Below are 14,064 nucleotides of genomic sequence, written 5' to 3'. Positions count from 1 at the left end.
GCCGGATTTCTGGGTAGTCACGGAAACGTGCTATATTTCGAGGCTCGCCGGAGAGGTGGCCGAGTGGTTAATGGCAGCAGACTGTAAATCTGCCCTCTTACGAGTACGCTGGTTCGAATCCAGCCCTCTCCACCAGCGATGAATTTGGTTTCTAAGAGCGATTGGATCTAGCGCTTTGGGTGCCTTGAAGTGCCCCCGATGCGGGAGTAGTTCAATGGTAGAACCCCAGCCTTCCAAGCTGATGACGCGGGTTCGATTCCCGTCTCCCGCTCCAGAGACTCGGTTCGTTGTTGAAGCGATGTGAATTCGTAACTTTGTTACAAAAAGCCCTTTTGGCTCAGTGGTAGAGCACCCCCTTGGTAAGGGGGAGGTCGCGGGTCCGATTCCCGCAAAGGGCACCAGTTTTTTGGGGGTTGCAAATGCAGCATTGCAACCCAACTGCATACGTTGAAAACGTTTTTTTCGGAGTCGAAAAATGGCAAAAGGTAAATTCACCCGCACCAAGCCGCACGTCAACGTGGGCACGATCGGTCACGTCGACCACGGCAAGACCACGCTGACGGCTGCAATCGCAACCGTTCTGTCGGCCAAGTTCGGCGGCGAAGCGAAGGCGTACGACCAGATCGACGCAGCGCCTGAAGAAAAGGCCCGCGGCATCACGATCAACACCGCGCACGTCGAGTACGAAACGGCCAACCGCCACTACGCACACGTCGACTGCCCCGGTCACGCCGACTATGTGAAGAACATGATCACGGGCGCCGCTCAAATGGACGGCGCCATTCTGGTGTGCTCGGCCGCTGACGGCCCGATGCCCCAGACCCGTGAACACATCCTGCTGGCTCGCCAGGTGGGTGTGGGTTACATCATCGTTTTCCTGAACAAGTGCGACATGGTCGACGACGCCGAGCTGCTCGAACTCGTTGAAATGGAAGTGCGCGAGCTGCTGGACAAGTACGACTTCCCAGGCGACGACACCCCGATCATTCACGGCTCGGCCAAGCTCGCCCTCGAAGGCGACAAGGGCAAGCTGGGCGAAGAAGCCATCATGAAGCTGGCTGAAGCGCTGGACACGTACATCCCGACGCCCGAGCGCGCCGTGGACGGCACGTTCCTGATGCCCGTGGAAGACGTGTTCTCGATCTCGGGTCGCGGCACTGTCGTGACCGGCGCCGTCGAGCGTGGCGTGATCAAGGTCGGCGAAGAAATCGAAATCGTGGGCATTCGCCCGACGGTCAAGACCATCTGCACCGGCGTGGAAATGTTCCGCAAGCTGCTGGACCAAGGTCAAGCTGGCGACAACGTCGGCGTGCTGCTGCGCGGCACGAAGCGCGAAGAAGTCGAACGCGGCCAAGTGCTGTGCAAGCCCGGCTCGATCAAGCCGCACGTGCACTTCACGGCCGAGGTGTATGTCCTGTCGAAGGACGAAGGCGGCCGTCACACGCCGTTCTTCAACAACTACCGTCCGCAGTTCTACTTCCGCACGACGGACGTGACCGGCGCGATCGAGTTGCCCGCAGACAAGGAAATGGTCATGCCTGGCGACAACGTCAGCATCACCGTGAAGCTGATCAACCCGATCGCGATGGAAGAAGGCCTGCGCTTCGCCATCCGTGAAGGCGGCCGTACCGTGGGTTCGGGCGTTGTGGCCAAGATCCTCGACATCTAAGTCGAGCGTAAAGAGTACCGGAGGGGTATAGCTCAATTGGCAGAGCGTCGGTCTCCAAAACCGAAGGTTGTAGGTTCGATTCCTACTGCCCCTGCCACCTAGGTGGCACCCCGAAAAAAGCCCGTCGTGTCCCGACGGGCTTCGGCGTCTGAAAAGACGCATTGAATTGAAGGCCTCAGGGTCACAGGAAATCAGCCAAACATGGCCACTTCTCAAATCGAAACCGTGAGCACTGGTGCCGACAAGGCCAAACTGGCCGTGGCGGTCGTGCTGGCAGTGGGCGCCATCGTGGCGTTCTATCTGCTGTCGCGCCAAGGCTCGCTGGTGCAGTGGGCCGCGCTGCTCGTGGGTCTGGCTGCCGCGGTGGCTGCTTTCGGCAGTTCGGAGAATGGTCGCCAGTTGTGGGCCTTTGGCCGCGACTCATGGCGCGAGGTCAAGAAGGTCGTGTGGCCGACCCGCAAGGAAGCGATGCAGATGACGGCCTATGTGTTCGCCTTCGTGGCGATCATGTCCGTCTTCCTCTGGCTCACCGACAAGACGCTCGAATGGGTGTTTTTCGACCTCATTCTGGGCTGGAGAAAATAAGCAATGACCGACGACGCAGTTGAAACCACGCCGCAAGAGGAAATCAATCCTCTGCTGGCCCCCGCCGCCAACCCCGATCTGCGTTGGTACGTGGTGCATGCCTATTCGGGCATGGAAAAGGCCGTCGAGCGAAACATTCTCGAGCGCATCAACCGCGCCGGCATGCAGGACAAGTTCGGCCGCATCCTGGTTCCGACCGAAGAAGTGGTCGAAATCAAGAACGGCCAGAAGCGCACCACCGAGCGTCGTTTCTTCCCCGGCTACGTGCTGGTCGAAATGATCATGGACGACGAGAGCTGGCACCTAGTGAAGCACACCAACAAGGTGACGGGTTTCGTGGGCGGCGCCAAGAACCGTCCGGCTCCGATCTCGCAAAAAGAGGTCGAGGACATCGTCAACCAGATGCAGCAGGGCACCGAGAAGCCGCGCCACAAGGTCGAGTTCACCGTGGGTGAGTTCGTGCGCGTCAAGGAAGGCCCGTTCACCGACTTCAATGGCACGGTGGAAGACGTCAACTACGAGAAGAGCAAGGTCAGCGTGTCGGTCATGATTTTTGGCCGCGCGACGCCTGTGGAACTCGAATTCAGCCAAGTCGAGAAGACCTGAGCCGAGGGCTGAAAGGCCCGCCCCATTTCCGGCTGCGCGCTGTCCGACTCGGCGCGCGGCCTTGATCTCGAAGAGTCGTTCAACCCCGGGGAGCTGCGGCCGCAAGCCAAGGCGATATCACCCGCAAGGAGCAAAGCATGGCGAAAAAAATCGTCGGCTTCATCAAGCTGCAAGTACCAGCTGGTAAGGCCAACCCGTCACCACCCATCGGTCCCGCACTGGGCCAGCGTGGTTTGAACATCATGGAGTTCTGCAAGGCGTTCAACGCGCAGACCCAAGGCGTCGAGCCGGGTCTGCCGCTGCCGGTGGTCATCACCGCGTTCGCTGACAAGAGCTTCACCTTCATCATCAAGACGCCCCCGGCGGTCACCTTGATCAAGAAGGCCATCAAGCTGGACAAGGGTTCGGCCACGCCGCAATCCGTCAAGGTTGGCAAGATCACGCGCGCTCAGCTCGAAGACATCGCCAAGGCCAAGATGAAGGACCTGACTGCAGCCGATCTGGATGCAGCCGTTCGTACCATCGCCGGCTCTGCCCGTTCGATGGGCGTGACTGTGGAGGGCGTGTAAATGTCCAAGATCACCAAGAAGCAAAAGTCGTTCGAAGGCAAGGTCGACAGCAACAAGCTGTACGCCCTGGCTGACGCCATCGTCATCGTCAAGGACGCGGCCACCGCCAAGTTCGACGAATCGATCGACGTGGCCGTGCAACTCGGCATCGACGCGAAGAAGTCCGACCAGGTCGTGCGTGGCGCCGTCGTGCTGCCCAACGGCACCGGCAAGACCAAGCGCGTGGCTGTGTTCGCCCAAGGCGCCAAGGCTGAAGAAGCCAAGGCCGCCGGCGCCGACATCGTCGGCATGGACGACCTGGCTGCCATGGTCAAGGCTGGCGACATGCCTTTCGACGTCGTGATCGCTGCCCCTGACGCCATGCGCGTCGTCGGTACGCTCGGTCAGATCCTCGGCCCGCGTGGTTTGATGCCCAACCCCAAGGTTGGCACCGTGACCCCGGACGTCGCCACGGCCGTGAAGAACGCCAAGGCTGGCCAGGTTCAGTTCCGCGTCGACAAGGCCGGCATCATCCACGGCACGATCGGGCGTCGCTCGTTCGACAACGACAAGCTGCAAGGCAACCTCGTCGCGCTGATCGACGCACTGGTCAAGGCCAAGCCGGCGACCAGCAAGGGCGTGTTCCTTCGCAAGGTGGCTGTGTCGTCGACCATGGGTCTGGGTGTCCGCGTGGACACGCAAACCATCTCGGCGAGCTGAAGAGATTTGCTCCGCCCCTAGCCTGACGGTGAAAGGGTGGAGCGGATGTGGTGGGCTGCGGCGGCTTCGGTTGCCGCAGGCCATCCAAGACCGCTGGTGTGCAGGGCGCTGCACTTAATGGCCGGATCGCTCCTTCCGGTATCCAGCGCAGATGGCGATCCCACTGCAAGGAATTTGAATTTTGTTCCGAAACAGTTGGTCGCTGCATGAAGCGCGATCCCAGGCCCCGGCCGAAGATCGCATTAAAAGGAGTAGACCTTGAGTCTGAATCGCAGTGAGAAAGAAGCGGTCATCAGTGATGTGACCAGCCTCGCCGCAAAAGCTCAAACGCTCGTGCTGGCGGAATACCGTGGCATCACGGTTGCCGATATGACCAAACTGCGTACCGAAGCGCGCAGCAAGGGTGTGACTCTCAGCGTGTTCAAGAACACGCTGGCACGCCGTGCTGTTGTCGGTAGCGCATTCGAAGTCATTGGCGACCAGATGACCGGTCCGCTGATCTACGGCTTTTCCGAAGACGCAGTGGCCGCCGCCAAGGTGGTGGCCGACTTCGCGAAGACCAACGACAAGTTGGTGATTCGCGTGGGTGCGTTTGGCGGCAAGGTCCTGGACGTGAACGGCGTGAAGCAACTCGCAAGCATCCCTTCCAAGGAAGTGCTGCTGGCGCAATTGCTGGGCTTGATGCAATCCCCCATTTCCCGTACGGCACGCGTTCTCGCGGCGCTGGCCGCGAAGCGTGGCGAAGGCGAAGCTGCACCCGTCGCAGATGCACCGGCCGAAGAAGCGCAGGCTGCTTAAGCCTCGCGTTTGAAGTATTCAACCCAATTGTTAGGAAACAAAAATGGCATTCGATAAAGACGCATTTCTGACCGCGCTCGACAGCATGACGGTCCTGGAACTCAACGAGCTGGTGAAAGCCATCGAAGAGAAGTTTGGCGTGAGCGCTGCCGCCATGGCAGGCCCCGCATCTGCAGGCCCCGCCGCCGCAGTCGCCGAAGAGCAAACCGAATTCAACGTCATGCTGACGGAAGTCGGCGCGAACAAGGTGTCGGTCATCAAGGCCGTGCGCGAAATCACGGGCCTGGGCCTCAAGGAAGCCAAGGATCTGGTGGAAGCCGCTCCCAAGGCTGTCAAGGAAGCCCTGTCCAAGGCTGACGCTGAAGCTGCAAAGAAGAAGCTGGAAGAGGCCGGCGCCAAGGTGGAACTGAAGTAATTCAGACCCCCTAGAGGGCTGGAGGTGCCTGAAAAGGCCCTCCAGCCTTTGCCGCTTTCAGAGCGCACCCAAAAGCTGCCCAAACCAAGCAGCTTTTGAGTGTCTTCTGACCCCGACTGCAGAAGACCCCTTGGTTCGGGTGATGTGCAATGCATCGCCGTCCGCCAACGGCTGGTAGTGGCCAGCCGCCAAGGAGCAGGGGTGCTTAGGCACCCGCCCCAAGTCGCTGAAGATCTCAAGCCCCGGAGCTCTCATGGCCCAATCGTCCGCGTACAGTTACACCGAACGCAAGCGCATCCGAAAAAGTTTCGGTAACCGCGACAGCGTCGTCGAAATTCCCTACCTGCTGCAGATGCAGAAAGACGCGTACACCGCGTTCCTGCAAGCCGGCATCGCTCCCAAACAGCGCACCGTCGAAGGCCTGCAGGCCGCGTTCGACGCCGCTTTCCCCATCGTCTCGCACAACGGTTTTGTCGAGATGAAGTTCCTCGAGTACAACCTGGCGAAGCCGGCGTTCGACGTGCGTGAGTGCCAGACCCGTGGTCTGACCTTTGCCTCGGCCGTGCGCGCCAAGGTGCAGCTCATCATCTATGACCGCGAGTCGTCGACGTCGCAGTCCAAGGTGGTCAAGGAAGTGAAGGAACAAGAGGTCTACATGGGCGAAGTGCCGCTCATGACCGAAAAGGGTTCCTTCATCATCAACGGCACGGAACGCGTGATCGTTTCGCAGCTGCACCGTTCGCCGGGCGTGTTCTTCGAACACGACAAGGGCAAGACGCACAGCTCGGGCAAGCTGCTGTTCTCGGCCCGCGTGATTCCTTACCGCGGTTCGTGGCTCGACTTCGAGTTCGACCCGAAGGACATGCTGTACTTCCGCGTGGACCGTCGCCGCAAGATGCCGGTCACGATCCTGCTGAAGGCCATTGGCCTGAACCCGGAATCGATCCTCGCGAACTTCTTCGTGAACGACAACTTCCGCCTGATGGACAGCGGCGCGCAGATGGAGTTCGTCTCCGAGCGCCTGCGCGGCGAAGTCGCGCGCTTCGACATCACCGACAAGTCGGGCAAGGTCGTGGTCGCCAAGGACAAGCGCGTCACCGCGCGCCACACGCGCGAGCTCGAGCAGGGCGGCACCACGCACATCAGCGTGCCGGAAGACTTTCTGGTCGGCCGCGTCATCGCTCGCAACATCGTGGAAGCCGACTCGGGTGAGATCCTGGCCAAGGCCAACGACGAGCTGACCGAAGCGCTGCTGAAGAAGCTGCGCACCTCCGGCGTGCAAGACGTTCAGGTGATCTACACCAACGAACTCGACCAGGGCGCGTACATCTCGCAGACCCTGCGCATCGACGAAACGGTCGACGAATTTGCCGCACGCGTGGCCATCTACCGCATGATGCGCCCCGGCGAGCCGCCGACCGAAGACGCAGTGCAGGCCCTGTTCCAGCGCCTGTTCTACAACCCGGACACGTACGACCTGTCGCGCGTGGGCCGCATGAAGTTCAACGCCAAGGTCGGCCGCGACGAATCCACCGGCCCGATGGTGCTGACCAACGAAGACATCCTGGCCGTGGTCAAGATTCTGGTGGACCTGCGCAACGGCAATGGCGAAGTCGACGACATCGATCACCTGGGCAACCGCCGCGTGCGTTGCGTCGGCGAACTGGCCGAAAACCAGTACCGCACCGGCCTGGCACGTATCGAGAAGGCCGTGAAGGAACGTCTGGGTCAGGCCGAGCAAGAGCCGCTGATGCCGCACGACCTGATCAACAGCAAGCCGATCTCGGCCGCGCTGAAGGAATTCTTCGGCGCGTCGCAGCTGTCGCAGTTCATGGACCAGACGAACCCGCTGTCCGAAATCACCCACAAGCGCCGCGTGTCGGCTCTTGGCCCGGGCGGTTTGACGCGTGAACGTGCAGGCTTCGAAGTGCGTGACGTGCACGTGACCCATTACGGTCGCGTGTGCCCTATCGAAACGCCTGAAGGCCCGAACATCGGCCTGATCAACTCGCTGGCCCTGTATGCCCGCCTGAACGAATACGGTTTCATCGAGACGCCGTACCGTCGCGTGGTGGACAGCAAGGTCACGATGGACATCGACTACCTGTCGGCCATCGAAGAAGGCAAGTACGTCATCGCCCAGGCCAATGCGGCCCTGGACAAGGACGGCGTGCTGACCGGCGACCTGGTTTCCGCGCGTGAAGCCGGCGAATCGATCCTGGTGGGTGCAGAACGCATCCAGTACATGGACGTGTCGCCCGCGCAGATCGTCTCGGTGGCTGCATCGCTCGTGCCGTTCCTTGAGCACGATGACGCGAACCGCGCACTGATGGGCGCCAACATGCAGCGTCAGGCCGTGCCTGTGCTGCGCCCTGAAAAGCCGATGGTCGGTACCGGTATCGAGCGCGTTTCCGCGGTCGACTCGGGCACCGTGGTCACGGCCACCCGTGGCGGTATCGTCGACTACGTCGATGCGACCCGTGTCGTGGTGCGCGTGAACGACGCCGAAGCGGCAGCCGGTGAAGTGGGTGTGGACATCTACAACCTGATCAAGTATCAGCGTTCGAACCAGAACACCAACATTCACCAGCGCCCCATCGTCAAGCGCGGCGACAAGATCGCCAAGGGCGACGTGGTGGCCGACGGTGCATCGACCGACCTCGGCGAACTGGCCCTCGGCCAGAACATGCTGATCGCGTTCATGCCGTGGAACGGCTACAACTTCGAAGACTCGATCCTGATCTCCGAACGCGTCGTTGCCGAAGACCGCTACACCTCGATCCACATCGAGGAACTGGTGGTGATGGCTCGCGACACCAAGCTGGGTGCCGAAGAAATCACGCGCGACATCCCGAACCTGGCCGAGCAGCAGCTCAACCGCCTCGACGAATCCGGCATCATTTATGTCGGCGCCGAAGTGCAGCCGGGCGACACGCTGGTGGGCAAGGTCACGCCGAAGGGCGAGACCACGCTGACGCCTGAAGAGAAGCTGCTTCGCGCCATCTTCGGCGAGAAGGCTTCCGACGTGAAGGACACCTCGCTGCGTGTCGACCAGGGCTCGCAAGGCACCGTGATCGACGTGCAGGTCTTCACCCGCGAAGGCATCACGCGCGACAAGCGCGCCCAGCAGATCATCGACGACGAGCTCAAGCGCTTCCGCCTCGACCTGAACGACCAGCTTCGCATCGTCGAAGCCGATGCGTTCGACCGTATCGAGAAGCTGCTGACCGGCAAGGTCGCCAACGGCGGCCCGAACAAGCTGGCCAAGGGCACCAAGCTCGACAAGGCCTACCTGTCGTCGGTCGAGAAGTTCCACTGGTTCGACATTCGCCCGGCGGACGACGAAGTGGCCACGCAGCTCGAGTCGATCAAGAACTCGTTGGAGCAGACGCGCCACAGCTTCGACCTCGCGTTCGAAGAAAAGCGCAAGAAGCTCACGCAGGGCGACGAGTTGCCTGCGGGCGTGCTCAAGATGGTCAAGGTCTACCTGGCCGTCAAGCGCCGCCTGCAACCCGGCGACAAGATGGCCGGGCGCCACGGCAACAAGGGTGTGGTGTCCAAGATCGTTCCGGTCGAAGACATGCCCCACATGGCCGACGGCACGCCGTGCGACATCTGCCTGAACCCGCTGGGCGTGCCTTCGCGGATGAACGTGGGCCAGGTGCTCGAAGTGCACTTGGGCTGGGCCGGCAAGGGCATTGGCCAGCGCATCGGCGACATGCTGCAGCAAGAGACCAAGGTGCTCGAACTGCGCAAGTTCATGGAGCAGCTGTACAACGGCTCGGGCCGCAAGGAAGACATCGGCTCGCTGAGCGACACCGAACTGCTCGAGATGGCGGCGAACCTGCAGAACGGCGCGACCTTCGCGACGCCTGTGTTCGACGGCGCATCGGAAGAAGAAATCCGCGGCATGCTCAAGCTCGCCTACCCGGACGACATCTCCAAGATCAAGGGCCTGACCGACACGCGCACCCAGGCGTATCTGTACGACGGACGCACCGGCGACCAGTTCGATCGCCCGGTCACCATCGGCTACATGCACTTCTTGAAGCTGCACCATTTGGTGGACGACAAGATGCACGCACGCTCGACCGGTCCGTACTCGCTGGTCACGCAGCAACCGCTGGGCGGCAAGGCCCAGTTCGGTGGCCAGCGCTTCGGTGAAATGGAAGTGTGGGCGCTGGAAGCCTACGGCGCCGCCTACGTCCTGCAGGAAATGCTGACGGTGAAGTCCGACGACGTTGTGGGCCGTACCAAGGTCTACGAGAGCATCGTCAAGGGCGAACACTCCATCGAAGCCGGCATGCCGGAATCGTTCAATGTGCTGGTCAAGGAAATTCGTTCCCTGGGCCTGGACATCGAACTCGAACGTTCTTAAGCGACAAGGAAAGAGTCACATGAAGTCATTACTCGACCTGTTCAAGCAATTCACGCCCGATGAGCATTTCGATGCCATCAAGATCGGCATGGCTTCGCCCGAAAAGATCCGCTCGTGGTCTTTCGGCGAAGTGAAGAAGCCAGAAACGATCAACTACCGCACGTTCAAGCCCGAGCGCGACGGTCTGTTCTGCGCCAAGATCTTCGGCCCCATCAAGGACTACGAGTGCCTGTGCGGCAAGTACAAGCGCCTGAAGCACCGCGGCGTGATCTGCGAGAAGTGCGGCGTTGAAGTCACGCAGACCAAGGTGCGTCGCGAACGCATGGGTCACATCGACCTGGCCGCGCCCTGCGCCCACATCTGGTTCCTGAAGTCGCTGCCTTCGCGTCTGGGCCTGGTGCTGGACATGACGCTGCGCGACATCGAACGCGTGCTGTATTTCGAAGCGTACGTGATCACCGACCCCGGCATGACCCCGCTGAAGAAGTTCGGCATCATGTCCGAGGACGACTACGACGCCAAGCGCAAGGAATTCGGCGACGAATTCGTTGCCAAGATGGGCGCTGAAGGCATCAAGGACCTGCTGGAAGGCATCGAGCTCGACAGCGAGATCGAACGCCTGCGCGGCGACCTGACCGGCTCCGAAGTCAAGGTCAAGAAGAACTCCAAGCGCCTGAAGGTGCTGGAAGCCTTCCGCAAGTCGGGCATCAAGCCCAACTGGATGGTGCTGGAAGTGCTGCCCGTGCTGCCGCCGGACCTGCGTCCGCTGGTGCCACTGGACGGCGGCCGCTTTGCGACCTCCGACCTGAACGACCTGTACCGCCGCGTCATCAACCGCAATTCGCGTCTGCGCCGCCTGCTGGAGCTGAAGGCTCCGGAAATCATTGCGCGCAACGAAAAGCGGATGCTGCAAGAAGCAGTGGACTCGCTGCTGGACAACGGCCGTCGCGGCAAGGCCATGACGGGCGCCAACAAGCGCGCACTCAAGTCGCTGGCCGACATGATCAAGGGCAAGAGCGGCCGCTTCCGCCAGAATCTGCTGGGCAAGCGCGTCGACTACTCGGGCCGTTCGGTCATCGTGGTGGGCCCGACGCTCAAGCTGCATCAGTGCGGCCTGCCCAAGCTGATGGCGCTCGAGCTGTTCAAGCCTTTCATCTTCTCGCGCCTGGAAGCCATGGGCATCGCGACGACGATCAAGGCTGCCAAGAAGGAAGTCGAATCGGGCACGCCGGTGGTCTGGGACATCCTGGAAGAGGTCATCAAGGAACATCCGGTCATGCTGAACCGTGCGCCCACGCTGCACCGTTTGGGCATCCAGGCCTTCGAACCCATCCTGATCGAAGGCAAGGCGATTCAGCTGCACCCGCTCGTTTGCGCGGCATTCAACGCCGACTTCGACGGCGACCAGATGGCCGTTCACGTGCCGCTGTCGGTGGAAGCACAAATGGAAGCCCGCACGCTGATGCTGGCCTCCAACAACGTGCTGTTCCCGGCGTCGGGCGAACCGTCGATCGTTCCTTCGCAGGACGTGGTGCTGGGTCTGTACTACACGACCCGCGACCGCATCAACGCCAAGGGCGAGGGCCTGATCTTCTCCGACATCGGTGAAGTGCAGCGCGCGCTGGACGCCAACGAAGTCGAGCTCGCAGCCAAGGTGGCAGTGCGCATCACGGAGTACACCAAGGACAAGGAAACCGGCGTGTTCACGCCGTCGATTTCCCTGGTGGACACCACCGTGGGCCGCGCCCTGCTGTCGGAGATCCTGCCGAAGGGCCTGCCGTTCTCCAACATGAACAAGGCGCTGAAGAAGAAGGAAATTTCCAAGCTCATCAACGTCTCGTTCCGCAAGTGCGGCCTGAAAGAGACCGTCGTGTTCGCCGACAAGCTGCTGCAAAACGGCTTCCGTCTGGCGACCAAGGCCGGCATTTCTATCGCGATCGACGACATGCTGGTGCCCGCTGAAAAGCACGGCATCATCGAGCGCTCCGCCAAGGAAGTGAAGGAGATCGAACAGCAGTACGTGTCCGGTCTGGTCACCTCCGGCGAACGCTACAACAAGGTGGTGGACATCTGGGGCAAGGCCGGCGACGAAGTGTCGAAGGTCATGATGGCCAAGCTGTCCAAGCAGAGGGTCATCGACCGCCACGGCAAGGAAGTCGAGCAGGAGTCGTTCAACTCCATCTACATGATGGCCGACTCCGGCGCCCGCGGTTCCGCAGCGCAGATTCGCCAGGTGGCCGGCATGCGGGGCCTGATGGCCAAGCCTGACGGCTCGATCATCGAGACGCCCATTACCGCGAACTTCCGCGAAGGCCTGAACGTGCTGGAGTACTTCATCTCCACCCACGGTGCCCGCAAGGGTCTGGCCGACACGGCGCTGAAGACGGCGAACTCGGGTTACCTGACCCGTCGTCTGGTCGACGTGACGCAAGACTTGGTCGTGACCGAGCAAGACTGCGGTACGCACGGCGGTTACCTGATGCGCGCCATCGTCGAAGGCGGTGAAGTGATCGAGTCGCTGCGCGACCGTATCCTTGGCCGCTCGGCTGCGGACGACGTGCTGCACCCGGAAAACCGTTCGGTGCTGCTGAAGGCCGGCGAGATGTTCGACGAAGACAACATCGAAGTCCTGGAAGCCCAGGGCGTCGACGAAGTCAAGGTGCGCACCGCGCTGACCTGCGAAACCCGCTTCGGCATCTGCGCGACCTGCTATGGCCGCGACCTGGGCCGCGGCGGCCTGATCAACATCGGCGAAGCCGTCGGTGTGATCGCTGCGCAGTCCATCGGTGAACCCGGCACGCAGCTGACGATGCGTACCTTCCACATCGGTGGTGCCGCTTCGCGCGCTGCCATCGCTTCGAGCGTGGAAGCCAAGTCGACCGGTTCGATCGGCTTCAACGCCACGATGCGCTACGTGACCAACAGCAAGAGCGACCTGGTCGTGATTTCGCGTTCGGGCGAGATCGTCATTCATGACGAGCACGGCCGTGAGCGCGAACGTCACAAGGTGCCGTACGGCGCGATCCTGGCCGTCAAGGCCGACCAGCAGATCAAGGCCGGCCACGTGCTTGCCAACTGGGATCCGCTGACGCGCCCGATCATTACCGAGTTCGCCGGCAAGACGCAGTTCGAAAACGTCGAGGAAGGCCTCACGGTTGCCAAGCAGGTGGACGAAGTGACCGGTCTGTCGACCCTGGTGGTGATCGACCCGAAGCGCCGCGGCGCCGCCAAGGTCGTTCGCCCGCAGGTGAAGCTGATCGACGCACAAGGCCAGGAAGTGAAGATCCCCGGCACCGACCACTCGGTGACGATCGGCTTCCCCATCGGCTCGCTGGTGCAGATCCGCGACGGCCAGGACGTGGGCCCCGGCGAAGTGCTGGCCCGTATTCCGGTCGAAGGCCAGAAGACGCGCGACATCACCGGCGGTCTGCCGCGTGTGGCCGAGCTGTTCGAAGCCCGTTCGCCGAAGGACAAGGGCATGCTGGCCGAAATGACCGGTACCGTGTCGTTCGGTAAAGAGACCAAGGGCAAGATTCGCCTGCAGATCACCGACCCCGAAGGCGGCGTCTACGAAGACCTCGTGCCGAAGGAAAAGAACATCCTGGTGCACGAAGGCCAGGTGGTGAACAAGGGTGAGTCCGTGGTCGACGGCCCGGCGGATCCGCAGGACATCCTGCGCCTGCTGGGTTCGGAAGAACTGGCGCGCTACATCGTGGACGAAGTGCAGGACGTGTACCGCTTGCAGGGTGTGAAGATCAACGACAAGCACATCGAGGTGATCGTTCGCCAGATGCTGCGCCGCGTGGTGGTCGACAACATCGGCGAGACGAACTACATCTCCGGCGAACAGGTCGAACGCAGCGAAATGCTCAACACCAACGACGCCCTGCGCGCCGAAGGCAAGATCCCCGCGACGTTCACCAACCTGCTGCTGGGTATCACGAAGGCGTCGCTGTCGACGGACTCGTTCATCTCGGCTGCTTCGTTCCAGGAAACGACGCGCGTGCTGACCGAAGCCGCCATCATGGGCAAGCGCGACGAGCTGCGCGGTCTGAAGGAAAACGTGATCGTCGGCCGCCTGATTCCCGCAGGCACCGGCATGGCGTACCACCAGGCACGCCGGGCCAAGGACGCGATGGACGACGCCGAGCGCCGCGCCATTGCCGAGTCGGAAGCTGCCGACATGGCCGCCTCCCACGAGAGCAGCGAAGCAGTGACCACGGTGGACGCCAGCGAAGGCGCCGCGACCGAATAACTGGTTAGCATCACCGGCCATGACCGGTACACACGCCCCCCGACCGTCCCCGGTCGGGGGGCGTTTTTCTTTGTGTTTTGCATGAGGCCT

Annotated in this window: 9 protein-coding genes and 4 tRNA genes; all 13 read left to right on the top strand. The window is 61.7% G+C overall.

What is annotated here, in order from left to right:
* Nucleotides 1-49 precede the first annotated feature (49 nt).
* The 13 genes from VLK31_RS24270 (at nt 50) to rpoC (ending at nt 13,974) form a co-directional block, all read left to right on the top strand.
* Nucleotides 50-135: transfer RNA gene (locus tag VLK31_RS24270), tRNA-Tyr, on the top strand.
* Between the two features lie 65 nt (nt 136-200).
* Nucleotides 201-274 (top strand) — tRNA-Gly (locus VLK31_RS24265).
* A gap of 52 nt (nt 275-326) precedes the next feature.
* Nucleotides 327-401, top strand: a tRNA-Thr gene (locus tag VLK31_RS24260).
* Nucleotides 402-475: 74 nt separating this feature from the next.
* The gene (gene tuf / locus VLK31_RS24255; protein ID WP_409169217.1) at nt 476-1,669 is read left to right on the top strand and encodes an elongation factor Tu; all 1,194 of its coding nucleotides are present in this window, start codon (nt 476-478) and stop codon (nt 1,667-1,669) included.
* Nucleotides 1,670-1,690: 21 nt separating this feature from the next.
* A tRNA-Trp gene (locus VLK31_RS24250) sits at nt 1,691-1,766 on the top strand.
* 104 nt (nt 1,767-1,870) lie between these two features.
* On the top strand, nt 1,871-2,254 hold the full coding sequence (gene secE / locus VLK31_RS24245) for a preprotein translocase subunit SecE (protein WP_093057178.1): 384 nt from the start codon (nt 1,871-1,873) through the stop codon (nt 2,252-2,254).
* A gap of 3 nt (nt 2,255-2,257) precedes the next feature.
* A complete protein-coding gene (gene nusG, locus VLK31_RS24240; protein WP_409171014.1) occupies nt 2,258-2,860 on the top strand; it encodes a transcription termination/antitermination protein NusG in 603 nt (200 codons plus the stop codon).
* Nucleotides 2,861-2,997: 137 nt separating this feature from the next.
* Nucleotides 2,998-3,429 (top strand): 50S ribosomal protein L11, encoded by a 432-nt coding sequence (gene rplK, locus VLK31_RS24235; RefSeq protein ID WP_409171013.1) that lies wholly within the window; start codon nt 2,998-3,000, stop codon nt 3,427-3,429.
* The gene (rplA, locus tag VLK31_RS24230) at nt 3,430-4,128 is read left to right on the top strand and encodes a 50S ribosomal protein L1 (RefSeq protein ID WP_409171012.1); all 699 of its coding nucleotides are present in this window, start codon (nt 3,430-3,432) and stop codon (nt 4,126-4,128) included.
* A 258-nt stretch (nt 4,129-4,386) separates the two neighbouring features.
* Nucleotides 4,387-4,926: a 50S ribosomal protein L10 gene (gene rplJ, locus VLK31_RS24225; protein WP_409171011.1), complete on the top strand. Its 540-nt coding sequence runs from the start codon at nt 4,387-4,389 to the stop codon at nt 4,924-4,926.
* Nucleotides 4,927-4,969: 43 nt separating this feature from the next.
* Nucleotides 4,970-5,341 carry a 50S ribosomal protein L7/L12 gene (rplL, locus tag VLK31_RS24220; RefSeq protein WP_409171010.1) on the top strand — a complete coding sequence of 124 codons (372 nt, stop codon included), beginning with the start codon at nt 4,970-4,972 and terminating at the stop codon, nt 5,339-5,341.
* 253 nt (nt 5,342-5,594) lie between these two features.
* Complete coding sequence (gene rpoB, locus VLK31_RS24215; protein ID WP_409171009.1) at nt 5,595-9,719, top strand: DNA-directed RNA polymerase subunit beta; 4,125 nt, start codon at nt 5,595-5,597, stop codon at nt 9,717-9,719.
* A 19-nt stretch (nt 9,720-9,738) separates the two neighbouring features.
* Nucleotides 9,739-13,974: a DNA-directed RNA polymerase subunit beta' gene (rpoC, locus tag VLK31_RS24210; protein ID WP_409171008.1), complete on the top strand. Its 4,236-nt coding sequence runs from the start codon at nt 9,739-9,741 to the stop codon at nt 13,972-13,974.
* Nucleotides 13,975-14,064 lie beyond the last annotated feature (90 nt).

Origin of the sequence: Variovorax sp. H27-G14, from assembly GCF_046156345.1 — a bacterium.
In the GTDB taxonomy this organism is placed as follows: Bacteria; Pseudomonadota; Gammaproteobacteria; order Burkholderiales; family Burkholderiaceae_C; genus Variovorax.
This window is presented reverse-complemented; position numbering and strand designations above follow the sequence as displayed.

What these genes read in the sequence shown, in the direction of transcription:
- tuf (WP_409169217.1), top strand. Translation starts at nt 476, where the DNA reads ATGGCAAAAGGTAAATTCACCCGCACCAAGCCGCACGTCAACGTGGGC.
- secE (WP_093057178.1), top strand. Translation starts at nt 1,871, where the DNA reads ATGGCCACTTCTCAAATCGAAACCGTGAGCACTGGTGCCGACAAGGCC.
- nusG (WP_409171014.1), top strand. Translation starts at nt 2,258, where the DNA reads ATGACCGACGACGCAGTTGAAACCACGCCGCAAGAGGAAATCAATCCT.
- rplK (WP_409171013.1), top strand. Translation starts at nt 2,998, where the DNA reads ATGGCGAAAAAAATCGTCGGCTTCATCAAGCTGCAAGTACCAGCTGGT.
- rplA (WP_409171012.1), top strand. Translation starts at nt 3,430, where the DNA reads ATGTCCAAGATCACCAAGAAGCAAAAGTCGTTCGAAGGCAAGGTCGAC.
- rplL (WP_409171010.1), top strand. Translation starts at nt 4,970, where the DNA reads ATGGCATTCGATAAAGACGCATTTCTGACCGCGCTCGACAGCATGACG.
- rpoB (WP_409171009.1), top strand. Translation starts at nt 5,595, where the DNA reads ATGGCCCAATCGTCCGCGTACAGTTACACCGAACGCAAGCGCATCCGA.
- rpoC (WP_409171008.1), top strand. Translation starts at nt 9,739, where the DNA reads ATGAAGTCATTACTCGACCTGTTCAAGCAATTCACGCCCGATGAGCAT.